The 23,508-nt window shown below is 56.2% G+C and carries 22 protein-coding genes and 2 pseudogenes; 11 read left to right on the forward strand and 13 right to left on the reverse strand.

What is annotated here, in order from left to right; all coding sequences use genetic code 11:
* Positions 1-28: 28 nt before the first annotated feature.
* From purB to BW956_RS08125, 5 genes are all read right to left on the reverse strand, one after another.
* Positions 29-1,393: an adenylosuccinate lyase gene (purB, locus tag BW956_RS08105; protein WP_076462297.1), complete on the reverse strand. Its 1,365-nt coding sequence runs from the start codon at positions 1,391-1,393 to the stop codon at positions 29-31.
* 141 nt (positions 1,394-1,534) lie between these two features.
* Positions 1,535-2,107 carry a DUF3750 domain-containing protein gene (locus tag BW956_RS08110; RefSeq protein ID WP_083702984.1) on the reverse strand — a complete coding sequence of 191 codons (573 nt, stop codon included), beginning with the start codon at positions 2,105-2,107 and terminating at the stop codon, positions 1,535-1,537.
* Between the two features lie 35 nt (positions 2,108-2,142).
* Positions 2,143-2,817, reverse strand: a complete 675-nt coding sequence (hflD, locus tag BW956_RS08115) for a high frequency lysogenization protein HflD (RefSeq protein WP_076462299.1) — start codon at positions 2,815-2,817, stop codon at positions 2,143-2,145.
* Positions 2,817-3,950 (reverse strand): tRNA 2-thiouridine(34) synthase MnmA, encoded by a 1,134-nt coding sequence (gene mnmA, locus BW956_RS08120; RefSeq protein ID WP_076462301.1) that lies wholly within the window; start codon positions 3,948-3,950, stop codon positions 2,817-2,819. Before mnmA ends, hflD begins: the two co-directional genes overlap by 1 nt.
* Entirely contained in the window at positions 3,950-4,396 is a 447-nt protein-coding gene (locus BW956_RS08125) for an NUDIX hydrolase (protein WP_076462303.1), read from the reverse strand. The genes mnmA and BW956_RS08125 overlap by 1 nt, the downstream gene beginning before the upstream one ends.
* Before the next feature lie 88 nt (positions 4,397-4,484).
* On the opposite strand from BW956_RS08125, the gene moaE reads away from it, so the two are divergent.
* Positions 4,485-4,943 carry a molybdopterin synthase catalytic subunit MoaE gene (gene moaE, locus BW956_RS08130; protein WP_076462304.1) on the forward strand — a complete coding sequence of 153 codons (459 nt, stop codon included), beginning with the start codon at positions 4,485-4,487 and terminating at the stop codon, positions 4,941-4,943.
* Here the strand turns inward: moaE and BW956_RS08135 are convergent.
* Positions 4,940-5,548: an rRNA large subunit pseudouridine synthase E gene (locus BW956_RS08135; RefSeq protein ID WP_076462306.1), complete on the reverse strand. Its 609-nt coding sequence runs from the start codon at positions 5,546-5,548 to the stop codon at positions 4,940-4,942. The two genes, moaE and BW956_RS08135, sit on opposite strands and share 4 nt — an antisense overlap.
* Positions 5,549-5,556: 8 nt before the next feature.
* Positions 5,557-5,766, reverse strand: a complete 210-nt coding sequence (gene cspD / locus BW956_RS08140; protein ID WP_010323193.1) for a cold shock domain-containing protein CspD — start codon at positions 5,764-5,766, stop codon at positions 5,557-5,559.
* Positions 5,767-6,064: 298 nt separating this feature from the next.
* Between cspD and clpS the strand changes: the two genes are divergently transcribed.
* Positions 6,065-6,406: an ATP-dependent Clp protease adapter ClpS gene (gene clpS, locus BW956_RS08145; RefSeq protein WP_040886193.1), complete on the forward strand. Its 342-nt coding sequence runs from the start codon at positions 6,065-6,067 to the stop codon at positions 6,404-6,406.
* Positions 6,407-6,420: 14 nt separating this feature from the next.
* On the forward strand, positions 6,421-8,679 hold the full coding sequence (gene clpA / locus BW956_RS08150) for an ATP-dependent Clp protease ATP-binding subunit ClpA (RefSeq protein ID WP_076462308.1): 2,259 nt from the start codon (positions 6,421-6,423) through the stop codon (positions 8,677-8,679).
* Between the two features lie 33 nt (positions 8,680-8,712).
* Here clpA and infA read toward each other — a convergent pair whose 3' ends face one another.
* The 4 genes from infA to trxB form a co-directional block, all read right to left on the reverse strand.
* Positions 8,713-8,931, reverse strand: a complete 219-nt coding sequence (gene infA / locus BW956_RS08155) for a translation initiation factor IF-1 (protein WP_010323196.1) — start codon at positions 8,929-8,931, stop codon at positions 8,713-8,715.
* A 77-nt stretch (positions 8,932-9,008) separates the two neighbouring features.
* Positions 9,009-9,737, reverse strand: a complete 729-nt coding sequence (locus BW956_RS08160; protein ID WP_010323197.1) for an arginyltransferase — start codon at positions 9,735-9,737, stop codon at positions 9,009-9,011.
* Positions 9,730-10,449, reverse strand: coding sequence for a leucyl/phenylalanyl-tRNA--protein transferase (gene aat / locus BW956_RS08165; protein ID WP_076462309.1), 720 nt, complete (start codon positions 10,447-10,449; stop codon positions 9,730-9,732). The genes BW956_RS08160 and aat overlap by 8 nt, the downstream gene beginning before the upstream one ends.
* Positions 10,449-11,405, reverse strand: a complete 957-nt coding sequence (gene trxB / locus BW956_RS08170; protein WP_010323199.1) for a thioredoxin-disulfide reductase — start codon at positions 11,403-11,405, stop codon at positions 10,449-10,451. The genes aat and trxB overlap by 1 nt, the downstream gene beginning before the upstream one ends.
* A 237-nt stretch (positions 11,406-11,642) precedes the next feature.
* Between trxB and BW956_RS22890 the strand changes: the two are divergent.
* The 7 genes and pseudogenes from BW956_RS22890 to BW956_RS08200 all read left to right on the forward strand — a co-directional run.
* Positions 11,643-12,161: pseudogene (locus BW956_RS22890) on the forward strand (DNA translocase FtsK 4TM domain-containing protein); the annotation flags it as partial.
* 549 nt (positions 12,162-12,710) lie between these two features.
* A pseudogene (locus BW956_RS22895) lies at positions 12,711-14,198 on the forward strand (DNA translocase FtsK); the annotation flags it as partial.
* Positions 14,199-14,202: 4 nt separating this feature from the next.
* Positions 14,203-14,832 carry an outer membrane lipoprotein periplasmic chaperone LolA gene (gene lolA / locus BW956_RS08180; RefSeq protein WP_175611981.1) on the forward strand — a complete coding sequence of 210 codons (630 nt, stop codon included), beginning with the start codon at positions 14,203-14,205 and terminating at the stop codon, positions 14,830-14,832.
* Positions 14,832-16,184 carry a replication-associated recombination protein A gene (locus tag BW956_RS08185; RefSeq protein WP_076462312.1) on the forward strand — a complete coding sequence of 451 codons (1,353 nt, stop codon included), beginning with the start codon at positions 14,832-14,834 and terminating at the stop codon, positions 16,182-16,184. The genes lolA and BW956_RS08185 overlap by 1 nt, the downstream gene beginning before the upstream one ends.
* Complete coding sequence (gene crcB, locus BW956_RS08190; protein ID WP_083702986.1) at positions 16,181-16,552, forward strand: fluoride efflux transporter CrcB; 372 nt, start codon at positions 16,181-16,183, stop codon at positions 16,550-16,552. The genes BW956_RS08185 and crcB overlap by 4 nt, the downstream gene beginning before the upstream one ends.
* Before the next feature lie 59 nt (positions 16,553-16,611).
* Positions 16,612-17,886, forward strand: coding sequence for a serine--tRNA ligase (gene serS / locus BW956_RS08195; protein ID WP_076462314.1), 1,275 nt, complete (start codon positions 16,612-16,614; stop codon positions 17,884-17,886).
* Between the two features lie 142 nt (positions 17,887-18,028).
* Positions 18,029-19,237: a UbiH/UbiF/VisC/COQ6 family ubiquinone biosynthesis hydroxylase gene (locus BW956_RS08200; protein ID WP_076462316.1), complete on the forward strand. Its 1,209-nt coding sequence runs from the start codon at positions 18,029-18,031 to the stop codon at positions 19,235-19,237.
* A 64-nt stretch (positions 19,238-19,301) separates the two neighbouring features.
* Here BW956_RS08200 and BW956_RS08205 read toward each other — a convergent pair whose 3' ends face one another.
* Positions 19,302-19,793 (reverse strand): phasin family protein, encoded by a 492-nt coding sequence (locus tag BW956_RS08205; protein ID WP_010323206.1) that lies wholly within the window; start codon positions 19,791-19,793, stop codon positions 19,302-19,304.
* Between the two features lie 101 nt (positions 19,794-19,894).
* Positions 19,895-20,284: a phasin family protein gene (locus tag BW956_RS08210; RefSeq protein ID WP_076462318.1), complete on the reverse strand. Its 390-nt coding sequence runs from the start codon at positions 20,282-20,284 to the stop codon at positions 19,895-19,897.
* A 230-nt stretch (positions 20,285-20,514) separates the two neighbouring features.
* On the opposite strand from BW956_RS08210, the gene BW956_RS08215 reads away from it, so the two are divergent.
* The gene (locus tag BW956_RS08215; protein WP_076462629.1) at positions 20,515-23,430 is read left to right on the forward strand and encodes an insulinase family protein; all 2,916 of its coding nucleotides are present in this window, start codon (positions 20,515-20,517) and stop codon (positions 23,428-23,430) included.
* Positions 23,431-23,508: the final 78 nt, after the last annotated feature.

A 23,508-nucleotide genomic window follows, 5' to 3' on the forward strand; every position in this document is an offset into this window, starting at 1 on the left:
ACGGGGCCAGAAGGCCCCGTGAGAATGCTTAGATGCGCTTGGCCTGGTCGGCAGCGTTACCGATGTAGAGCGCCGGGGTCAGCGCCTTCAATTCGGTTTTGGCCGCGTCCGGCATATCCAGGGTATCGATGAAGTTCTGGATGGTTTCCTGATTCATCTCTTTACCACGGGTCAGGTCCTTCAGCTTCTCGTACGGCTTTTCGATGCCGTAACGGCGCATCACTGTCTGGATCGGCTCAGCCAGAACTTCCCAGGCGTTGTCCAGATCTTCAGCCAGGCGTGCTGCGTTGATCTCCAGTTTGCTGATGCCTTTCAGGCTGGCCTGGTAGGCGATCAGGCTGTGGCCGAAACCAACACCCAGGTTACGCAGAACAGTGGAGTCAGTCAGGTCACGCTGCCAGCGGGAGATCGGCAGTTTGGCGGCCAGATGCTGCATGATGGCGTTGGCGATACCCAGGTTGCCTTCGGAGTTTTCGAAGTCGATCGGGTTTACCTTGTGCGGCATGGTGGATGAGCCCACTTCGCCAGCGATGGTCTTCTGCTTGAAGAAGCCCAGCGAGATGTAGCCCCAGACATCGCGATCAAAGTCGATCAGGATGGTGTTGAAACGGCAAACCGCATCAAACAGCTCGGCGATGTAGTCATGCGGCTCGATCTGAGTGGTGTACGGGTTCCAGGTCAGGCCCAGGCTTTCAACGAAAGACTTGGCGTTGGCTTCCCAGTCAATATCAGCGTAGGCAGACAGGTGAGCGTTGTAGTTGCCCACGGCACCGTTGATCTTGCCCAGGAATTCAATGCTGTCGATCTGCTTCAGCTGACGCTGCAGACGGTAGGCAACGTTGGCCATCTCCTTGCCCATGGTGCTGGGAGAGGCGGTCTGGCCGTGGGTACGGCACAGCATCGGCTGGTTGGCATGTTCGCGGCCCAGCTCAGCGATGGCGTCCGCCACCTGCTGCATCTGGTTACGGGTGACTTCAACACCGTGACGCAGCATCAGTGCGTGGGACAGGTTGTTGATGTCTTCAGAGGTGCAGGCAAAGTGAACGAATTCGTTCACGGCCATCAACTCGGCGTTGTCGGCGATCTGCTCTTTGATGAAGTACTCAACCGCTTTTACATCGTGGTTGGTGGTACGTTCGATTTCCTTGATGCGCTCGGCATGCTCGACACTGAAGTTGTCGACCAGGCTGTCCAGCAGGGCGTTGGCTTCTGCGCTCAGAGCCGGTACTTCCTGAATCTGCGGGTGGGAGGCCAGCTGTTGCAGCCAACGGATCTCAACCTGTACGCGGAAACGGATCAGACCGAATTCACTGAATACGGCACGCAGGTCAGCGGTTTTGCTGCCATAGCGGCCATCAACCGGGGATACGGCGGTAAGGGCAGAAAGCTCCATGTTACACAGTCTCACTTATCAGCTTGTGTCATTAAAGGGGCGATTATACGGAAAATGGCCGCCACTGGGTATGCCGATAAGCTGACAGGTGGTGGGGTTTTGGCGTAACCCGGGTTTTAGCCGCTGTGAGAGCGAGGCTGGTCAGTCTGCCCAGCCGCTGCCAATGGCGCTGAAGGGTAGTTCCAGGCCCAGTTCCGGCACCTCCTGGCCGATCCAGGCCGGGAAGGTATTGCTGTTGGGGCCCGGGAAAACGCGATACTCATCACGCCAGGGGTAACGTTGCGCCGCTGCATCGATGCGCTGAATCAGGTCGTCCACGCCTTCGCCGCGTCGGTCCAGAATCAGCTCGGGGCGCGCACCAAACCAGTGACGGTCTGGAATGTCCTGTTTCACGCTCAGTACCGGCAACCCACTGCGCTCGCGCCAGCCAACCACTTCGTAGACCTTGTAATGATCGGTATTGGAGGGCTTGACCGAAATCCAGGTGTGGATGGCGAAAATGCCTCGCCAGCCCCAGGCATCGGCGCCATATACCTGGATGACGGCTTCGGGTGTGGATTCAGGATCTGGTGCAATACCGGCAGATGCCCGACTGGCTGTACGCCAGCCATCGTTGCTGGAACAGGCCGTTAGCAGGGGCAGTAGAACAAGCGTGGCGAGCAGTTTCTTCATGGTCGGGAATGTATCGAGCCAGCTGGAATCGTTAAGTTTCATCTGAATATTCCTACGCTGGCTCCAAGTGTGCTGGATCAACTACCCATGATGCGACGCAAGGAAGGTTTGAGGCGTGAGCGGAAGAACAGCATATGCCAGCGCTTACCACCGACCTGGCGCCAGAGCAGGGTAGAGCGAATACCTGCCAGCAGCAGGGCGCGTACGCGTGCGGCATTTTCACTGTTCTGCAGATGGCGAGGATCACCGCCAACCTGAATACGGAAACTGAAATGGCTGATGGTTTCCTGGTACAGGTTATCCAGCGCTGCGATGACGTTACGGTGCGTGTAGGCAACCGGTTCCAGGTCAGCTGCTGCACCCTCATCACTTTCATTGAAGTAACGTGCCTTGGCGGCCACGGCATCGATGCCCTGGCCAACTTTGGCCATAACGTCCGGATTCTTATCCAGCTGCTTCTCCAGCATGATCATGCCCAAAACATACTGAACGATACGTTTGTTCTGCGCGCTCTCGTTTTTCTCAACCATGTCCTGCAGGTGGCGCAGGCCCAAACCTAGGGTGTAGGGCACTTCGCTGACCCCGCCAAAGACATCTTCGGTCAGTTTGGGATCGGTTACGAACAGGCTGGCGATACTGGCTTCATAACTGTTCTGCGGCACCATGCCGCGGCTGGCAACCTGGTCGACAAGACTGGCGGCCTGAAACATGCCGGCCAGCGCCAGGGTCTGTTCATCATGTTGACGTGACATCAGGCCTCCTTGACCGACGCGGCGATTGAATGACGGGAGGTGGACTCAATCACCCCACCGCCCAGGCAGACATCATCCAGATACAAAACAACTGACTGGCCCGGGGTGACAGCACGCTGGGGCTGGTCGAAGACAACGCGGTAACCGCCTTCTGGAGCTGCTTCCACGACACAGTCCTGATCGGACTGGCGATACCGTACCTTTGCCTTGCAGCGTAGCGGTAATTGCGGAGCTTCGCCGCTGATCCAGAAAATATCGCTGGCATGCAGCCAGTCAGAGTAGAGCAGCGGGTGCTTGCCCTGCACAGCAATCAGTACATTGCGGTCCAGGTCCTTGGCTGCTGCGAACCAGGGTTCTTCAGGGTGGTTTTTAAGACCGCCAATGCCGAGCCCCTGACGCTGGCCGATGGTGTAGTACATCAGCCCTTGATGCTCACCGATAACCTCGCCGTCAGGTGTTTCGATTTTGCCGGGTTGGGCCGGCAGGTACTGCTTCAGGAAGTCGCTGAAGCGGCGTTCGCCGATAAAGCAGATACCGGTACTGTCTTTCTTGTCGTGAGTGATCAGACCGTGTTCTTCAGCCAGGCGGCGAACTTCGGGCTTTTCCAGTTCACCTACCGGGAACAGGCTGAGTTTAAGCTCCTCTTCACCCACCTGATGCAGGAAGTAACTCTGATCCTTGTTGTTATCCAGGCCTTTAAGCAGCACTGTATGATCATCGCGTTCGCCGCGGCGTACGTAGTGACCGGTCGCAATCAGGTCTGCACCCAGCATCTGGGCATATTCCAGGAACGCCTTGAACTTGATTTCGCGGTTGCAGAGGATATCCGGGTTTGGCGTACGACCGGCCTTGTATTCCTCCAGGAAATGCTCGAACACGTTGTCCCAGTACTCGGCAGCAAAGTTGGCGCCATGCAGGGTAATGCCCAGCTTGTCGCAGACCGCCTGCGCATCGGCCATGTCTTCCTTGGCCGTGCAGTACTCGGTGCCGTCATCTTCATCCCAGTTTTTCATGAACAGGCCTTCGACCTGATACCCCTGTTGCATCAGCAGCAAGGCAGAAACCGAGGAGTCGACACCGCCGGACATGCCGACAATGACTTTGGTTTGATCGTTGGGCTTGGGTGCAGTCATCAAGCAGTTTCCTGAATAAAGTCCAGAGGGTAACGAACACCGCGCAGGTAATCATCGATGCATCGGGTAACCAGTTGGCTACGCAATTGAGATCCGAGCGCACCGATTTCGCTGCGTGTCAGCCAGTGCGGGCCAATAATCCCGTCATCCAGCGATGCATCAGGCTGTTGCCGAAGGGGGCGGGCAATAAAGCAGAAACGGTGATAAGTCTGGCCATTGCTGGGCGCATAGTAAGTATAGAGCCCCAGCAGGGCTTCGGGTTCCACTTCCCAACCGGTTTCCTCCAGGGTCTCGCGCCGGGCGGCTTCTACGAAGGTTTCCCCCGATTCAAGATGGCCGGCCGGCTGATTGAAAACCCGTTTGCCATCGGCTATCTCTTCCACCAGCAGGAACTTGCCGTCACGCTCTACGATGCAGGCGACGGTTGCATGAGGTGTCCAGCGCATCATCTCTCCGTTTGTACTCGGTGTTACTGGGCGGTAATAATACCAGCTCAGAGGGTTGAATGCCTGTCCATGAAAGGAGCGGAAGCGCTTGAACAGAATTGAAATTTCGACAAAAGACTTTGACCTGACCGAAGTACAGAATTGGCTGAAGCAGGGCGATACTCCCTGCGGCGCTACAGTGACATTCACCGGGCTGGTGCGAGACCTGGAAGAGGGCGGCCTGGATGGCCTATATCTTGAACACTACCCGGGCATGACGCAGAACGCGCTGGACAATATCATTCAGCAGGCGCGTCAGCGCTGGTCGCTGGGACCGGTCTGTATTCATCATCGCATTGGCTGGCTCACACCCGGTGACAATATCGTCCTTGTCGCTCTGGCTTCACCTCATCGTGCCGAAGCCTTTGAGGCTGCCGAGTTTCTGATGGATTACCTGAAGCGGGATGCGCCTTTCTGGAAAAAAGAGCGCATCAACGGCGAAGAGCATTGGGTTGAACAGAAGGAAAGTGACCGGCAGGCAGCCAAGCGCTGGCAAACCGAAGATTAGGCCCTGTTGCGGCGCCTGGCATGCTGGGGTCGCGGACGACGTTTGGCCGGTGCCTTGGGCAGGTGTACCTGTTCCTGGCGGTATTGTCCCTGGCTGAGCTGGTCCAGCGTCCAGTTACCGATTGACCAGCGAATCAGGCGCAGGGTCGGGAAACCAATATGAGCCGTCATGCGGCGTACCTGGCGGTTGCGGCCTTCGCTGATAGTGAGTTTGAGCCAGCTGGTGGGCTGGTTTTTACGGAAACGAACGGGCGGGTTGCGCGGCCAGAGCCATTCGGGCTCATCAACCAGGCTTGCCTGGGCCGGGCGCGTAAGCCCATCCTTGAGTTCGACGCCTTTGCGCAGCTGCTCAATGGATGCTTCGTCCGGTACGCCTTCAACCTGCACAAAGTAGGTTTTGGGCATCTTGAAGGCAGGGCTGGCAAGCTGGTTCTGCAGCTTGCCGTCATCGGTGAGTATCAGCAGCCCTTCAGAGTCGTAATCAAGCCTTCCTGCGGCATAGATGCCGGGGATGTCGATGAAATCAGCCAGTGTCGAGCGGCCTTCTGTATCCGTAAACTGGGTCAGTACACGAAAGGGTTTATTGAATAAAAGAACTCTCGACATTCAGTATTTCAGGTTTCCGTGGGTTGTATGTTGATCGCGTGCAGCCCCTTGGGGCCTTGCTGGATCTCGAACTTGACGGCTTGTCCGGCTTTCAGGCTTTTGTACCCTTCCATGACGATTGCTGAAAAATGAGCAAAAAGTTCTTCGTCACACTCGTCTGACAGGATGAATCCATAGCCTTTGGCGTTGTTGAACCACTTTACTGTCCCTATCTGCATTAGTACTCCCCCTGCGACTTCGGAGCCAGGCTCTATGTCATAACTTGTCCACTCGATAAAAAGCGGCGCTTTCCATTTATATTCCAGGGACTGCAGGTGGGCAGATTCTGCACTGCCCGAAACGTAACGCGTGTTACGGGCGTAGACTTCTCGGCAGGCTGCCTTTAACCTCTCCTTAGTAAAGCCGAGTATAGCATTTGCAGCCTATGACACTAGGTAATGTCGGGTTTTTCCTAAGGGTTTTAGACTAATATCGAAGGTGGAGATGTTGCTGCAACAGGTTCAAGAGTTCAAATTGATGAGTAACGCACCACGGGCAAGTGATGAAGAGCACCATGATGACGATGGTGGCCAGCTGACAACGGCTGAGGCCAAGCCAAAACTCAAGCGTCCGCCCATGTACCGTGTGGTTCTGATGAATGACGACTACACGCCGATGGATTTTGTCGTCGAGGTTTTGATGATTTTTTTCGGGATGGACCAGGAAAAGGCGACACAAGTGATGTTAGCGGTCCATACTCAGGGTAAGGGCGTATGTGGGGTATTCACCCGCGATGTCGCCGAAACCAAGGCTGCGCAGGTCAATCAATATGCGCGAGAAAACAAGCATCCGCTGCTGTGTGAAGTAGAGTCGGTCTGACGGAGGCGAATGCCATGCTGAATCGAGAACTGGAAGACACCCTGAGCGTTGCGTTTCGGTCTGCCCGAGACAAGCGACATGAATTCATGACAGTAGAGCACCTGTTACTGGCTCTGCTGGATAACCGCCAGGCGGCCGAAGTGCTCAATGCCTGCGGCGCTGATATGGATCGATTGCGCAGTCAGCTGTCGACCTTTATTGACGAAACAACACCGCTATTGCCCGAAAACATACCCAACATTGAAACCCAGCCAACATTGGGCTTTCAAAGGGTACTGCAACGTGCTGTTTTCCATGTGCAATCGTCCGGCAAAACGGAAGTAAGCGGCGCCAATGTGCTGGTTGCCATTTTCAGTGAGCAGGAAAGCCATGCCGTTTTTGTACTGCAACAGCAGGGCATAGAACGTGTCGATGTGGTGAACTACATCTCCCACGGCATCTCTCGCATCAACGAGAGCGAAGCGGACGATCACGAAGCCATTTCGGATGGTGAAGAAGGTGGCGAAAGCAACAAGAGCGCACTGGCGCAGTATGCCGTTAACCTGAACCAGCAGGCCGCGCTTGGTCGCGTTGATCCGCTGGTAGGGCGTGATTCCGAAGTGGAGCGCGTGGTGCAGATCCTGTCACGCCGCCGCAAGAACAACCCCTTGCTGGTGGGTGAGGCCGGGGTGGGTAAAACCGCCATCGCGGAAGGCCTGGCCAAGCTGATCATCGAGGACAAGGTGCCGGAGATCATCAGCAACAGCGTGGTTTATGCCTTGGACCTGGGTGCGCTGCTGGCGGGTACCAAATACCGTGGTGATTTCGAGAAACGTCTCAAGGCGCTGCTGAATGAAGTCAAACAGCAGGATCACGCCATCCTGTTCATTGATGAGATCCACACCATTATCGGTGCTGGCGCTGCATCAGGTGGCTCCATGGATGCATCAAACCTGCTTAAGCCGCTGCTGAGCTCGGGTGAGATCCGTTGCATCGGCTCGACAACCTTTCAGGAATTCCGTGGCATTTTCGAGAAGGACCGTGCGCTGGCTCGACGCTTCCAGAAAATCGACGTGCTGGAGCCCAGTGCCGAGGATACCTACCGTATCCTGCGTGGTCTGAAGTCACGCTTTGAAGAGCACCATGATGTCGAGTACACCGACGAAGCCTTGCGTGCAGCGGCTGAACTGGCAGACCGTTACATTAACGACAAGCATATGCCGGACAAGGCCATTGATGTCATTGATGAAGCCGGGGCCTACCAGCGCCTGATGCCGGAAGAGCACCGCAAGCGCATAATCGACGTGGATGAAGTGGAAACCGTGGTGGCCAAGATTGCCCGTATTCCGCCGAAGAGCGTTTCCACCTCCGACAAGGAACAGCTGCGCAAGCTGGAAGGCAACCTCAAAATGGTTGTGTTGGGGCAGGATGAGGCGATCGATTCACTGGCGTCTGCCATCAAGCTGTCCCGTGCCGGGTTGAAAGAGCCCAGCAAGCCGGTGGGCAGCTTCCTCTTTTCCGGTCCTACCGGCGTCGGTAAAACCGAGGTGACTCAGCAGCTGGCGCGCATCCTGGGTATCGAGCTGGTGCGCTTCGATATGTCGGAGTACATGGAACGCCATACGGTATCCCGCCTGATTGGTGCACCTCCCGGTTACGTCGGTTTCGACCAGGGTGGCCTACTGACCGAGGCGATTACCAAGTCTCCGCACTGTGTATTGCTGCTGGATGAGATCGAGAAGGCGCATCCGGAAGTCTTTAACCTGCTGCTGCAGGTGATGGATAACGGTACGCTGACCGATAACAACGGCCGCAAGGCAGACTTCCGTAACGTTATTCTGGTGATGACCACTAATGCGGGCGCGGAAGCCCAGAGCCGTCCATCCATCGGTTTCACGACGCAGGATCACAGCACCGATGCCATGGAAGCACTCAAGCGCCTGTTCACACCTGAATTCCGTAACCGTCTGGATGCGGTGATTCAGTTCAAGCCGCTGACGCTGGATATCGTCAAGGGTGTGGTCGACAAGTTCCTGACCGAACTTCAGGCCCAGCTCGACGAGAAACATGTGGTGCTGCATGTGAACGAAGAGGCTCGACTCTGGCTGGCCGAGAACGGTTACGACGAGAAGATGGGTGCTCGCCCGATGCAGCGTTTGATTCAGGATCAGCTCAAGAAGCCGCTGGCTGAAATGATCCTGTTTGGAGAGCTGGCCGAATCCGGTGGCGACGTCGACATCGGTGTCGGCGAGGATGGGAAGCTGGAACTGGAAGTGGCAACGGTGGCAGCCTAAGGGCTGCCATCCGTCAGGAGCCGCGCCTGGAAATTAGCGGGCGCGGTATACGATGCGGCCTTTGCTCAGGTCGTAAGGTGTCAGTTCAACCTTGACCTTGTCGCCGGTCAGAATGCGGATGTAGTTTTTGCGCATTTTGCCGGAGATGTGAGCTGTTACAACGTGGCCGTTTTCCAGCTCGACGCGAAACATGGTGTTCGGAAGGGTGTCGATGACAGTACCTTCCATCTCAAAAGCTTCTTCTTTAGCCATTAACTACCTACCTTGAAGGCTTTGTTGCCTGTTGGAAAGCGCAATATTCTGCCTGAAACCGCGATTGAATTCAAAATCTAATCGGGCTTGCTGCCCTGTTGAATACGCTGCCATTCACCATCCAGCAGCATTTCCAGCGGTCGATAGGCTGTCTTGTAGTTCATCTTGCGGCAATTTTTGACCCAGTAACCCAGGTAGAGATAGGGCAAACCCTGGCGTTGCGCTTCGCGAACCAGCCAAAGAATAGCATTAACCCCCAGACTGCGCCGGTCCAGATCCGGGTCGTAGAAGGTATAAAGCGCGGAAAGTCCCTGATCCAGACGGTCGCAGACGCTGATTGCCACCAGCTGACCATCCGGTGCCCGGAATTCGTAAAACAGGCTGTCCTGCATGCCTTCGATCAGGAAATTGATGAACTGCTCTGGTGATGGCGGGAACATGTCGCCATCCTGGTGGCGTTCGCAGATGTAACGCTCATAAAGTGCGTAGTACTCGGCCGTGAGCTGGCAGGGCAGGGCGCGAATCAGCAAATCCTGATTGCGGTTCTCAATCCGGCGCTGGGTCTTGGATGGTTTGAACGCCTGTACCGGGATGCGGACCGAAATGCAGGCCTGGCAATGTTCACAGTGGGGGCGGTAAATGTGGCTGCCGCTGCGGCGAAAGCCCAGGTCGGAAAGCTGGCTGTACAGCGCCTTGCCGACATGGGCCCTGGGGTCGACAAACAGCGTGCGTGCCTGTTGGTCATCCAGATAGCTGCAGTCGTGCACCGGTGTGGCGTAGAACTTGAGCGTACGTAGACTACTCATCCCGTGCTCCGTTAAATGCCTCGCGTGTCAGATCAAAAGCCCAGTCATGAACCAGCGGCTGCACCGTAAATTCATCCAGCAGTTCGGCGAAATACTGTCGCGGCACTTCCGATGCGCCCAGGCTGGCTAGATGGTCATTGTAGACCTGGCAATCGATCAGCTCATACCCCCAGTATTGCAGCTGTCGGGCCAACCAGGCAAAGGCAATTTTGGAACAGTCACGTTGTCGCGAAAACATCGATTCGCCAAAAAAGACACGACCAATTGCCAGCCCGTATAGGCCGCCGACCAGTTCATCATCAATCCAGACTTCAACGGAGTGCGCATGGCCCTGATGGTGAAGGTCAAGGTAGGCGCAAAAAATGTCATTACTGATCCAGGTGCCATCCTGCTTGGGGCGGGGAGATGCACAGGCGGAAATGACACGATGGAACGCCTGATCAAAGGTAACTGTGTAGTCCTGCTTGCGCAGTCGCTTGCGCAGGCTGCGTGATAGGTACAGATCTTCGGGCCAAATGACGCAGCGCGGGTCCGGGCTCCACCAAAGAATAGGCTCCCCCGGGTTGTACCAGGGGAAAATGCCCTTGCGATATGCCTTGAGCAGGCGCTCGCGGGAGAGATCTCCGCCCGCCGCGAGCAGGCCATTGGGTTCGTCCAGTGCCAGCTCGAGCGGGGGAAAATCGAGGCTGTCATCAGCCAGCCATGGAATCATCAGCTATCGAGGTTATCCAGATACTTTTCGGCATCCAGCGCAGCCATGCAGCCGAAGCCCGCTGAAGTGATAGCCTGACGGTAAATGTGGTCGCAAACATCACCTGCTGCAAACACACCTTCAATGCTGGTCTGGGTAGCGTTGCCTTCCAGGCCGGACTGAATCTTCAGGTAGCCGTCTTTCATATCCAGCTGGCCCTGGAACAGGTCAGTGTTGGGTTTGTGGCCAATGGCGATAAACACGCCGGCAACATCGATTTCCTGGCTGCTGTCATCCTGGGTGCTGCGCAGACGCAGTCCGGTCACACCGGAATCATCGCCCAGTACTTCGTCCAGTTGGTGGTTCCAGATGATGTTGACGTTGCCGTTCTCGGCACGTTCCAGAATCTTGTCCTGCAGAATCTTTTCAGAACGCAGGCTGTCACGACGGTGAATCAGTGTCACTTCGGCGGCAATGTTGGACAGGTACAGTGCTTCTTCAACGGCTGTGTTACCACCACCGACAACAGCGACTTTCTGGCCGCGGTAGAAGAAACCGTCGCAGGTAGCACAGGCGCTCACGCCTTTGCCCATGAAGGCTTCTTCGGATTCCAGGCCCAGGTACTGGGCAGACGCGCCCGTGGAGATAATCAGGGCATCGCAGGTGTACTCACCCATATCGCCTTTCAGGCGGAAGGGGCGCTGCTGCAGTTCAGTGGTGTGGATGTGGTCAAAAATGACTTCAGTGTTGAAGCGCTCGGCATGCGCCTGCATGCGCTGCATCAATTCCGGTCCCTGAACACCATCAACGTCACCGGGCCAGTTATCAACATCAGTCGTTGTTGTCAGCTGACCGCCAGCCTGCATGCCTGTAATAACCACAGGGTTCAGGTTAGCGCGTGCCGCATATACCGCTGCTGTGTAGCCAGCCGGTCCAGAGCCCAGAATAATCAGACGGTGGTGTTTTACTTCGCTCATGAATGTTGGGTATCCAGATTAAGATATTCGTAAGTTGAGACAGGTATACTGTCAGATTAGCCGTTTGGAGCTGACTCTAAACGTCAACAACAAAATTGTCCAACGCTGGAATCCTCCGCGCGGATTCGGTGTCTGGGGCAGTATTGTGATATTTTTCACGTCTAAGCATCACCGAGTGTAAGGATTGTTGTATTGAGTGCGAATCGCCCCCCCACAGCACCCCCGTTGGCTGAACAGTTGATCAATATTGCCCGGGAAGGTTCACTGATCATTCTTGTGGGTGCCAACCTGTTACTGTTGTTGGCGTTGTTGGGATATGACCCCAGGGATCCGGGTTGGTCACATCTGGCTTATCAGCCGGAGGTGGAAAACTTTACAGGTGCTGCTGGTGCCTGGCTGGCTGACAGCGCCATCTCGGCGTTGGGAGTAGGGGCCTACCTGCTGCCGCCGCTCCTTGTCGTGCCCATCTGGCGCTTTGTGCGCCGCCGCGATACCAGTCTGCTCGACAGTGTGCCCTTTATGATGCTGAGGACACTGGGCGCCGTATTGGGTTTGTTCAGCGTCTGTGCCCTGGCTTCAATTCATCTGTCGAACGAAGGCCTGCATTATCCCTTTACCGTGGGAGGCCTGGTTGGTGAGGCCATATCCGATTGGGTGGTGAGCTGGTTCCATGTGGCCGGTGGCAGTGTTTTGCTCTGGACCAGCTTGCTGCTGGGGCTGACCCTGTTTCTGGAAGTCTCCTGGCGCGATGCGCTGGAGCGATTGGGCGGCTGGTTGTTGGGTGGCGTGAACAAACTGCGCAACCAGCTACAACGTGCACCCGTCGAATCCTATGATGAGCCCGAGTACGAAACCGAGGCGCATTACGAAGAATCTGCTGATGAAGCCAAGTCCGGTCGTGATTTCCGCAGTTTCTTCAAGAAAGCGGTGGACCCTGAGTCGGACCAACCTGTGCACCTTTCTGATGAGCGCATTGAGCCGGTGATGTCACTGGAGGACGAAGTGGCAAGCGTTCAGGCCGAGGCATCCGGTCAGGACTTTTCAAGGGCACAACCTGCGTCACGCGCCCAGCCTGCGACTCAACCGCAAACCTCTGCCAAAGCGAAAACGGTGTCAGAACCAAAACAGCCAGAGGCACAGCCCGTGTCGCCCACTGTTGAGTCCAAAGGCGGTCCTGTCAGCGCTGCAGCGGTAGCCGCTGAAGTGAAGAAAAGCCTCAAAATCGTGCCGCTGTCGGAAACTCATCAGCCGTTGGCAGAAGAAAACGAGCCCGCTTCAGCGCCACAGCGAAAACAGCTGCCGCGCTTGCCTTCGCTTGAACTGCTGGACCCGCCCTCGCTGCAGCAGGAACCGGGCTATAGCGAAGATGAGCTTGAGCAGATGTCGCGTCTGCTGGAAACGAAATTGAAAGACTTTGGCGTTGTCGCCGAGGTGGTTGAGGTAAATCCGGGGCCGGTGATTACCCGCTTTGAATTGCAGCCGGCGCCGGGTGTGAAAGCAAGCAAGATCTCCAACCTCTCGCGTGACCTGGCTCGTTCCATGGCCGTGATGAGCGTGCGTGTGGTGGAGGTCATCCCCGGCAAGTCCGTGGTGGGTGTGGAGATTCCGAACGAGGTTCGCCAGACCGTACAGTTGAGCGAAGTCCTCAATGCCAAGCCCTATCTGGATGCCTCCTCACGCCTGACACTGGCGCTGGGCAATGATATTGCCGGTAACCCGGTGGTGGCGAACCTGGCCAAAATGCCTCACCTGCTGGTAGCGGGTACCACCGGCTCCGGTAAGTCGGTTGGTGTGAACGCCATGCTGCTGAGTCTTCTGCTTAAAGCCACGCCGGAAGAGGTGCGCCTGATTCTGGTGGACCCTAAGATGCTTGAGCTGTCGATCTACGAAGGCATTCCGCACCTGCTGACACCGGTTATCACCGATATGAAAGAAGCCGCCGGTGGCTTGCGCTGGTGTGTGGCGGAGATGGAACGTCGTTATCGTCTGATGGCGAAAATGGGTGTGCGTAACATCAGCGGCTTTAATGACAAGGTCGTTGCTGCCCAGGAGCGTGGAGAGCCGATTCCTGACCCGCTGTGGAAGCCGGAAGAACATGGTTATCCGGAAGGGGAGCCGGCTCCTGCATTGGAAGCGCTGCCGTATATCGTCGTTGTGATCGATGAGTTTGCCGACATGATGATGATGGTAGGCAAGAAGGTAGAAGAGCTGATTGCCCGTATTGCGCAGAAAGCCCGTGCTGCCGGTATCCATTTGATTCTGGCGACCCAGCGCCCGTCGGTGGATGTGATCACCGGTCTGATCAAGGCCAACATTCCTACCCGCATTGCGTTCCAGGTATCGTCCAAGATCGACTCCCGTACCATTCTGGACCAGGGCGGCGCCGAGAGCCTTCTGGGCTACGGCGATATGCTCTATGTGCCGGCCGGTACCAGCATTCCCAACCGTGTCCATGGCGCCTTTGTCAGCGATGATGAGGTTCACCGCGTGGTAGAGCAGTGGAAGCTGCTGGGGACGCCGAACTATATAGAAGAGATTCTGTCCGACGGAGGCAGTGACTCTGGCGGCGGTGGTGACCTGTTCGATGATGAGCAGGACCCGCTCTATGACGAGGCGGTCGCCTTCGTGACTCAGTCTCGCAAGGCGTCCATCTCCAGTGTCCAGCGCAAACTGAAGATCGGCTATAACCGCGCCGCCCGCATGATTGAATCCATGGAAGCGGCCGGTGTGGTGTCAGAAGCCGGCAGCAATGGTCAGCGCGAAGTGTTGGCCCCGCCTCCACCCAAGGACTGATTTGATGTTGAAACGATTGATTACCAGTACAGCCCTGCTGATGAGCCTGACTGCCCAGGCAGGGCCGGTTGAAGACCTGGATGCGCTCCTGTCGGGCCATCAGACGGCACAGGCCCGTTTTACCCAGTTCTCCATGAATGAGAGTGGTGGCCGGGCAGAAGAATCAACCGGACATTTTGTTGTAGCCAGACCGAACCGTTTTCGCTGGGTTACGGAAACCCCTTTCATGCAGGAAATCGTCAGTGATGGCGATTACATCTGGATTCACGACCCTGATCTGGAGCAGGTGACGCGCAAGGCTGCCGACGAGCAGGGTGGCAGCGCCCCGGCCATGATTTTGAACGGCCAAATCAAACAGCTGAGTGAAACCTTTGAAATCCGCAAGCTGGATGAAGATACCGGTGGTGTCTCGCTGTTTGAGCTGGTTCCCGTCGATACCGAAAACAGCACCTTTACGCGTATCCGTCTGCTGTTTGAGCAGGACCGGATCAGCGAATTGTCCATGCAGGATAGCCTGGGGCAGCGCAGCATGCTGACACTGCAGGGACTTGAATATGATGCCGAGTTGCCTGAAGGAGTGTTTGAATTCACACCACCGGAAGGAACGGACGTTATTCTGGATCAGGGGCTCTGATGCAAGACCTGTTTGCCAGCCAGCCCTCTGGCTACCAGCCGTTGGCCGCACGTATGCGTCCCACGCGGCTGGATCGGTACATCGGCCAAAGCCATCTGCTGGCTGCAGGTAAGTCCCTGCGTCAGGCGCTTGAACAGGGCGCAATCCATTCGATGATTCTCTGGGGACCGCCGGGTGTAGGGAAAACCACGCTGGCCAAGCTGGTAGCGCACCAGGTGGACGCACACTTCATGACAGTGTCTGCCGTGTTGGCCGGGGTAAAAGAAATTCGTCAGGCCGTTGATGAGGCACGGCAGGTTAAGGCACAGAGTGGTCGCAAAACCATTCTGTTTGTGGACGAGGTGCACCGCTTTAATAAATCCCAGCAGGATGCCTTTCTGCCCTATGTGGAAGATGGCACGGTCATCTTTATCGGCGCGACCACCGAGAACCCCTCATTCGAACTGAATAATGCACTCCTGTCCCGAGCGCGGGTGTATCTGCTGCGTTCGCTTACGCAGGAAGAGCTGGGGCAGGTGATTGAGCAGGCACTGAGTGACGAAGAGCAGGGCCTGGGGTCGCAACAGCTACAGATACCGCAAGAGATGCGTGATCAGTTAACGCTGGCAGCGGATGGTGATGCCCGCACTGCTCTGAACCTGCTGGAAATTGCTGCTGACTTGGCGCAAGAGCAGGCAGACGGTACCCGTCAGGTTACCCCTGAGGTGCTGACCGAGGTGCTGCAGGCAGGCGGCCGTCGCTTCGATAAGGGCGGTGACCACTTCTACGACATGATCTCGGCATTTCACAAGTCGGTGCGCGGCTCCTCACCGGATGGCGCCCTGTACTGGTATTGTCGCATGCTGGATGGTGGCGCAGACCCGTTGTATGTAGCACGGCGCCTGGTGGCGATCGCTTCCGAGGATATCGGCAACGCAGACCCCCGCGCGATGCAGGTGGCACTCTCGGCCTGGGATGCGTTTGAGCGCGTAGGTCCATCAGAAGGAGAGCGTGCCATTGCCCAGGCGGCGATTTATTGTGCCTGTGCACCCAAAAGTAATGCGGTCTATCGTGCGTTCAACCAGTGCCAGACGGATGTACGTCAGGCCGGTTCGTTACCTGTGCCTGAGCATCTGCGCAATGCACCGACCAGCCTGATGAAGGATCTGGGCTATGGCGCGGAATATCGCTATGCCCATGACGAGCCGGATGCCTATGCCGCCGGCGAGAATTATCTGCCGGAACCGCTTGCCGACCAGCATTGGTATGAGCCGGAGCCTCGCGGGCTTGAAATCAAGATCAGGGAAAAGCTGCAGCGCCTGCGCCAGCAGGATGCGCAAAGCAGCAAGCAGCGATACAGGAGACGGCGATGATGCATTTGGTAGCGGTAGCCCTTGGCGGCGCTGTGGGCGCACTCGGTCGTTACTGGGTTAGCGGCTTGCTGAATAATGCTGAGCACCGCTTGCCAATGGGAACGCTGAGCGTCAACGTACTGGGGTCGTTTCTGATGGGAGTCTGCTTTGTATTGATTCTGGAGCGCGCCAAACTTTCTCCCGAATTGAGACCTCTGTTGATGGTGGGCTTTTTGGGCGCATTTACCACCTTCTCCACTTTTTCCCTGGAAACCGTCGCGATGATCGGGGAAGGGCATGTCATGTCGGCCCTGATTTATATATTATTGAGCGTTTCATTGTGCATTGCGGCACTTGGTGCCGGATTGTGGTTGACCCGCTTGTTCTGAAATCACGTGTATTGCACGTGTTCTGACAACTGTTCTGAATACAAGGTAAGTTTGATCTCATGCTGGATCCCAAATATGTACGCGCCAACCCGGACGAGGTGGCCGCTCTCCTGAAGAAGAAAGGCTACGATTTTCCGGTGGAGCAATTTGTCGAGCTGGATAATCAGCGCAAGACTATCCAGACCGAAACCGAGAACCTGCAGAACGAGCGTAACACCCGATCGAAAGGGATCGGCAAGGCCAAGGCGGCCGGCGAAGATATCCAGCCGCTGTTGGCCGAGGTGCAGAATCTGGGCGACCAGCTGGATGCGGCCAAAGAGCGCCTGAACGAAGTACAGGCACAGCTGGATGATCTGCTGCTGGGCGTACCCAATATTCCGCATGAGTCCGTGCCTGAGGGTGCGGATGAAGACGACAACGTTGAAGTACGCACTTGGGGCACGCCGGCCCAGTTCGACTTTGAAGCACTGGATCATGTTGCGCTGGGCGAGAAAAACGGCGAACTGGACTTTGAAACAGCGGCCAAATTGACCGGTTCCCGCTTTGCCGTTATGAAGGGCAAAATGGCGCGCCTGCACCGTGCTCTGACCCAGATGATGCTGGATACCCATGTCAGCGAACACGGCTATGAAGAGATCTATGTTCCCTACATGGTGAACGCGGACTCGTTGCAGGGTACCGGCCAGCTGCCCAAGTTTGAGGAAGATCTGTTCCGCGTGCCCTTCGGTGAGCGTGATTACTACCTGATCCCCACCGCTGAAGTGCCCGTGACCAATACCGTACGCGACGAAATCGTGGACGCTGCTCATCTGCCGCTGCAGTACACCTGTCACACACCCTGCTTCCGTTCTGAAGCCGGTGCTTCCGGTCGTGATACGCGTGGCATGATTCGTCAGCACCAGTTCGACAAGGTCGAAATGGTTCAGGTGGTTGAGCCGAGCAAATCCTGGGATGCGCTGGAAGCCCTGACCGGTCATGCTGAAGCCATCCTGAAGAAGTTGGAACTGCCGTACCGCGTTGTCACGCTTTGTGGTGGTGACCTGGGCTTCAGCGCTGCCAAGACCTATGACATCGAAGTATGGTTGCCGGGACAGGGCAAATTCCGTGAAATCTCTTCCTGCTCCAACATGGGTGATTTCCAGGCACGTCGCATGAAGGCGCGCTGGCGTAACCCGGAAACCGGTAAGCCCGAGCTGGTGCATACCTTGAACGGCTCAGGCCTGGCAGTGGGTCGTACCCTGGTTGCCGTGCTGGAAAACTACCAGACCGCAGACGGAACCGTACGTGTACCTGAAGCGCTACAGCCTTACATGGGCGGTATCACTGAACTCTAAGTTCAATTGCCCTGTAGCTGTGAGAGCCCCGCCTGTGCGGGGCTTTTTCGTTTAAGGCCTGACCTCGGGCAAGCGGTGTGCCTGTGCCTCGGGTATACTGGCGCCTGATCGATTGCAGCAAATGCGTGGAAGGAGCAAGGCGATGAAATCGCGGTACGATGTTCTAATAGTAGGCGGCGGAATGGTCGGGTCTTCATTGGCCTGTGCACTGGGCGGCAGTGGCTTGTCGGTTGCAGTACTGGAGCGCAGTTTGCCTCCGGCATTCAGCGTTGATCAGCCACATGATCTGCGTGTTTCGGCGTTGAGCATCGCATCAGAGCGGTTTCTGCGCAATATCGGGGCCTGGGACGGCATCCAGAACCGGCGCAGCTGCCCTTACCGGCGCATGAAAGTGTGGGAGAGTGATTCCCGTCGAGCAGCAACCGAGTTTGATGCCACCGCGATCGGGTATGACCACCTGGGTCATATTGCCGAGAACCGCGTGATTCAGTTGGCGTTGCTGGATCGGTTGCGAGATTTCGACAACATTGATCTGATCACTCCAGCCAAAACGACCCGTATTGATTACTCGCCCGGTGCCACACTGGTAGAGCTTGAGAGTGGTGAGCAGCTGGTAGGCCGCCTGGTTGTGGCTGCGGATGGTGGTGATTCGCTTGTGCGCCAGGCTGCCGGTATTGGTGTAACCCAATGGGATTATGACCAGCATGCGCTGGTTGCAGGTGTGACCACAGCCTATCCGCAGCAGGATATTACCTGGCAGCAATTCACCCCGACGGGCCCTCTGGCGTTCCTGCCCTTGAGTGGAAACAACGCATCCATCGTCTGGTACAACACGCCCAATGAGGTGAAGCGCCTGAAGGCCTTGCCTGATGAAGTGTTCATGCAGCAACTGCATCAGACATTCCCCGAGGAGCTGGGGCATCTCACCGAGCTGCAGGGGCGTGGCAGTTTCCCGCTGCGTCGTCAGCATGCACAGTCCTACGTTCTCGAGGGGTTGGCGTTGGCTGGTGATGCGGCACACATGATTCATCCATTGGCCGGGCAGGGAGTCAATATCGGTTTGCTGGATGCAGCTGCTCTGGCCGAAGTGTTGCTTAAGGCGTATGCCGAAGGACACTCGCTTGCTGATCTGCATGTGCTAAAGCAGTACGAGCATCAGCGGCGTCAGCACAACCTGCTGATGATGCAGGTAATGGACAGTTTCTATCGTGTCTTCAGCAACGATATCGGCCCGCTGAAATTACTGCGTAATGCAGGTCTGGGGTTGGCTGGGCGGTTGCCACCGGCTCGGAATCAGGTGATGGCCTTTGCCATGGGATTGAAAGGCAGTCTGCCGACGCTGGCGCAATAAAGGCAGGGCGCATAAACAAAATGACCGCCCCGAGGGGCGGTCATTTGTTGTAGCTTGAAGAGGATCAGGACGCGGAGGTCGCAGCCGCAGATGATGCGGAGCTGGACTTGCGCGCCGTGGTACGGCTTGCAGCCGGCTTCTTCGGCTTTTCTTCAGTTGCGGTGTCCAGAGTAGGCATGAACTTGCTCATGTCAAAGCTGGCCATGTCCATGGACGGCATCTCGAACTTGGGCAGGTCGGTACCGAAGGAAAGCAGGCTTTCCTCGAACAGGGTAGATGCCTGCTCACGTACTTCGTTCAGTGTTGCCAGTTCTTTCTCTGCAACTTCGCTCCATTTGGATTCCTGAGTTTTCAGGTAATCCATCTGCAGCTGAAAAGCTTCCTTGGGGTCCTTCACTTCAGCCAGGGCCTTAACCTGGGCCAGGCTGGCGTTAACGCACTCGGTAAAGTACTCGGACTGCAGCGCGAAAATCTTCTCAACCGCTTTCTGGTTGGCTTCAGTCAAAGCGGTTACCGGTTTCATTTTTTCCTGCATCTCTTTCAACGCGTCGAACATGCTTGCCACCTATTATAGTTGTGAGGATCAAACGTCCCTGCTTATGCTGCTATGCAGCACTCCCGTGAAGAAGCGGGGGTGGCCAGGCCACCCCGGAAGGATCACTTCTTGGCAGTGATATCCATCGGCTTCATGAATTTCTGCAGTTCAGCCATGAACGGCATCTCTTTCAGGTCTTTCAGCTCGCTCATGTCAGCGACGCTTTTCTCGACCAGACCGGTCAGTTCTTCTTTGGCTTCAACCAGTGCTGCCATCTCTTTCTCGGCAACGTCAGTCAGCTTGGCTTCAACGTCTTTCAGGTATTTAACCTGCATTTCCAGGGCCTGCTTCGGCTCACGGATTTCAGACAGAGTCTTCATCTGAGTCAGGCTGGCGTTTACAAAATCAGACACGTAAGAAGACTGCAGAGCGATCAGCTTCTCGGTAGTCTTTTTGTTGATTTCGGCCATATCGACCATCGGCTGCATGGATTCTTTCATTTTGTCGTACATGGTTATCACCTCTTCAATGTGAACATCTGCATGCAACAGTTATTGTGCAATGCAACATGGGTTTCACTCTAGTGAACAACGAATGACCAGTCAAGCACTTTTTTGTGCGCTGCACAAAAAAGATTAGCCCCCGATTTTAAAGGCCTGCGGATGACTTCACTGCAATGATGATCGGTAATGGTTACAATGCGGTAAAACACCAAGATTCCGAAAAGGTAGATAGGCAACTCATGCAAGCAGAACAGTGTCATTCCGCATTTCGCTTTATTGGCAACAAAGTGGTCGATGCTCTGAATGTCGAAGTAGCCGAGTACGAACACAAGGCTACAGGTGCCCGCCATTATCATCTGGCATCCGAGCATGACGAGAACGTATTTCTGGTCGCCTTCCGTACCGTTCCTGAAGACTCCCGGGGTGTCGCGCATATTCTCGAACATACTGCTCTGTGCGGCAGTGAACGTTTCCCGGTGCGTGATCCCTTTTTCATGATGACGCGCCGTTCCCTGAACACCTTCATGAATGCCTTCACCAGCAGCGACTGGACTGCGTACCCCTTTGCCAGCCAGAACCGCAAGGACTATTTCAACCTGCTGGACGTATATCTGGATGCGACCTTCTTCTCCCGTCTGGACCCGCTCGACTTCGCCCAGGAAGGGCACCGTGTCGAATTTGCCGAGGCGGACAATCCTGAGTCGGATCTGGTCTTCAAGGGTGTCGTTTACAACGAAATGAAGGGCGCCATGAGCTCACCGGTGTCGACGCTGTGGCAGACCCTGACCAAGCATCTGTTCCCGACCACGACTTACCACTTTAACAGTGGCGGTGATCCCGAGTGCATCCCGGATCTGACCTACGAAGACCTGCTGGAGTTCTACCGCAGCCATTACCACCCCAGTAATGCCGTTTTCATGACCTTCGGTGATATCCCGGTCGAAGAGCTGCATCAGCGATTTGAAGACAATGCACTTTCGCGTTTTGAGCGCCGTGACGAGGTCATCGAGGTAACCGACGAGAAGCGTTACTTTGCGCCTGTCCGTGTCGAAGAAGCCTATGCGCTGTCTCAGGAAGACCTGAGCAGCAGCACGCATCATGTCATGGGCTGGCTGCTGCCGCGCTCTATCGATCTGGATGAGCTGATGCAGGCGCATCTGTTGAGCCGTGTATTGTTGGATAACTCCAGCTCGCCGCTGCGTGCGGCTCTGGAATCGACCGATTTGGGCAGTGCGCCTTCACCTCTGTGCGGCCTGGAAGATTCCAACCGTGAAATGAGCTTCCTCTGTGGCCTGGAAGGCAGCGAGCCTGAACATGCCGCTGCGTTTGAGCAACTGGTCATGGATACCCTGGCGCGTGTTGCGGAAGAGGGTGTGCCCATGGATATGGTTGAAGCTCAGTTGCACCAGCTGGAATTGGCTCAGCGCGAGATCACCGGTGACGGCTATCCCTTTGGGCTGCAGCTCATTTTGGCAGCCATGCCTGCGGCGATTCACCGTGGTAATCCTATCGGTGTGCTGGATATTGACCCTGCGTTGGAAAAGTTGCGTGAACTGATCAAGGATCCGGACTTTATTCCGGGGCTGATCCGACGCCAGTTGCTGGATAACCCGCATCGAGTGCGCCTGACACTGCGTCCTGATGCTGAACTGTCAAATCGTCGTGATGCGGCTGAGACAGCCCAGCTTGAGCAGATTAAACAGAGACTGAGCGAAGCCGAGAAGCAGGCCGTGGTTGAACGTGCAGCTGCCCTGGAAGCACGTCAGGAGCAGGTTGACGACGACAGTATTTTGCCCTGTGTCACGCTGGAAGATGTACCGTCTGAACTGAACCTGCCCACAGCCGCAGAGCTGAGCCAGGGGCCTGCCAACACCACGCTGTTTAATGCCGGTACCAATGGTCTGGTCTATCAGCAAGTCATTCTGGATCTGCCGCAGCTTGATGAAGACGAGCAGGCGCTGTTGCCTCTGTACACTTACTGCCTGACGGAGTTGGGTTGTGCCGAGCGTGATTATCGTGAAAACCAGGCTTACCAGAGCCAGGTGACCGGTGGTCTGCATGCCTATACCAGTCTGCGCGGCAGTGTTGGCGATGAGCAATCCGTATCAGCCTATCTGGTCATGTCCGGCAAGGCGCTCACCGTAAACAGCGAAAAGCTCACGGCACTGATGGCTGAAACCCTGGATAAGGCACGCTTTGATGAGCAGGCCCGCATCCGCGAAATCGTTGCGCAACAACGTGCACGTCGCGAGCAGAGCATCACCGGTTCAGGCCATGCCTTTGCCATGATGGCCGCTGTATCGGAGCTGGCACCGGTTGCCCAGTTCTCCCACCGTACTCGGGGCCTCGAAGGTGTGCGCCGTATCAAGGCACTGGATAAGCAGGTACAGGAGCCGGAAGCCCTGCAGGTATTGGCGGCCAAGCTGGCCAGCCTGCACGAGCGTATTCGTCAGGCGCCGCGTCGCTTCCTGCTGGTTGGTGAAGAGGAGCATCAGGACGCCATGCTGCAGCAAATGGAGCAGTACTGGCAGGCACCTGCTGCACAGGACTTTGCGCCGCTGGCACTGCCTTCAACCCGAAAGACCGTCAAGCAGCTGTGGCTCACAAGCACTCAGGTGAACTTCTGCGCCAGCGCCTTCCCGACGGTGACCAGTGGCCACCCGGATGCTGCAGCACTGACCGTGCTGGGCGACTTCCTGCGTAATGGTTATCTGCACCGTGCCATTCGCGAGCAGGGTGGTGCCTACGGTGCCGGCGCTGGTCAGGATAATGGTGATGGCGTGTTCCGCTTCTTCTCATACCGTGACCCGCGCGTTGAAGGCACCCTTGATGACTTCAACAAGGCCGTTGACTGGCTGCTTGGATGTGAAGATGAACCCCAGCGTTTGCAGGAGGCAATTCTGGGTGTGGTGAGCTCCATGGATAAGCCGGGCTCACCGGCGGGTGAGGCCAAATCCACCTATCACAGCTCTCTGTTTGGTCGTACACCGGAGGTGCGTCAGGCATTTCGTCAGCAGATCCTGGCGGTAAGCCTGGAAGATCTCAAGCGGGTTGCGCGTACCTACCTGAAGCCTGAATTGGCCAGCGTTGCGGTTGTGACCAGCCAGAAAACGGCTGAAACGCTTCCGGCAGCATTCGAGCGTATCGAAATCTGATTTGAGTCTGTCAGTGTTCAAGGCCACCCCAGGGCGGGTGGCCTTTTTGTTTGCGTTAAGCATGTTTTAACGCACGTT

The organism is Marinobacterium stanieri, assembly GCF_900155945.1.
GTDB classification, from domain to species: domain Bacteria; phylum Pseudomonadota; class Gammaproteobacteria; order Pseudomonadales; family Balneatricaceae; genus Marinobacterium; species Marinobacterium stanieri.

Coding starts and splice junctions, on each gene's coding strand:
- BW956_RS08185 (WP_076462312.1), top strand. CDS start 14,832: ATGCAAGACCTGTTTGCCAGCCAGCCCTCTGGCTACCAGCCGTTGGCC.
- serS (WP_076462314.1), top strand. CDS start 16,612: ATGCTGGATCCCAAATATGTACGCGCCAACCCGGACGAGGTGGCCGCT.
- BW956_RS08125 (WP_076462303.1), bottom strand. CDS start 4,396: ATGCGCTGGACACCTCATGCAACCGTCGCCTGCATCGTAGAGCGTGAC.
- infA (WP_010323196.1), bottom strand. CDS start 8,931: ATGGCTAAAGAAGAAGCTTTTGAGATGGAAGGTACTGTCATCGACACC.
- BW956_RS08210 (WP_076462318.1), bottom strand. CDS start 20,284: ATGTACGACAAAATGAAAGAATCCATGCAGCCGATGGTCGATATGGCC.
- crcB (WP_083702986.1), top strand. CDS start 16,181: ATGATGCATTTGGTAGCGGTAGCCCTTGGCGGCGCTGTGGGCGCACTC.
- aat (WP_076462309.1), bottom strand. CDS start 10,449: ATGATTCCATGGCTGGCTGATGACAGCCTCGATTTTCCCCCGCTCGAG.
- BW956_RS08110 (WP_083702984.1), bottom strand. CDS start 2,107: ATGAAACTTAACGATTCCAGCTGGCTCGATACATTCCCGACCATGAAG.
- clpA (WP_076462308.1), top strand. CDS start 6,421: ATGCTGAATCGAGAACTGGAAGACACCCTGAGCGTTGCGTTTCGGTCT.
- clpS (WP_040886193.1), top strand. CDS start 6,065: ATGAGTAACGCACCACGGGCAAGTGATGAAGAGCACCATGATGACGAT.
- mnmA (WP_076462301.1), bottom strand. CDS start 3,950: ATGACTGCACCCAAGCCCAACGATCAAACCAAAGTCATTGTCGGCATG.
- lolA (WP_175611981.1), top strand. CDS start 14,203: ATGTTGAAACGATTGATTACCAGTACAGCCCTGCTGATGAGCCTGACT.
- BW956_RS08200 (WP_076462316.1), top strand. CDS start 18,029: ATGAAATCGCGGTACGATGTTCTAATAGTAGGCGGCGGAATGGTCGGG.
- BW956_RS08135 (WP_076462306.1), bottom strand. CDS start 5,548: ATGTCGAGAGTTCTTTTATTCAATAAACCCTTTCGTGTACTGACCCAG.
- hflD (WP_076462299.1), bottom strand. CDS start 2,817: ATGTCACGTCAACATGATGAACAGACCCTGGCGCTGGCCGGCATGTTT.
- BW956_RS08215 (WP_076462629.1), top strand. CDS start 20,515: ATGCAAGCAGAACAGTGTCATTCCGCATTTCGCTTTATTGGCAACAAA.
- purB (WP_076462297.1), bottom strand. CDS start 1,393: ATGGAGCTTTCTGCCCTTACCGCCGTATCCCCGGTTGATGGCCGCTAT.
- trxB (WP_010323199.1), bottom strand. CDS start 11,405: ATGAGCGAAGTAAAACACCACCGTCTGATTATTCTGGGCTCTGGACCG.
- BW956_RS08205 (WP_010323206.1), bottom strand. CDS start 19,793: ATGTTCGACGCGTTGAAAGAGATGCAGGAAAAAATGAAACCGGTAACC.
- cspD (WP_010323193.1), bottom strand. CDS start 5,766: ATGCAGATAGGGACAGTAAAGTGGTTCAACAACGCCAAAGGCTATGGA.
- BW956_RS08160 (WP_010323197.1), bottom strand. CDS start 9,737: ATGAGTAGTCTACGTACGCTCAAGTTCTACGCCACACCGGTGCACGAC.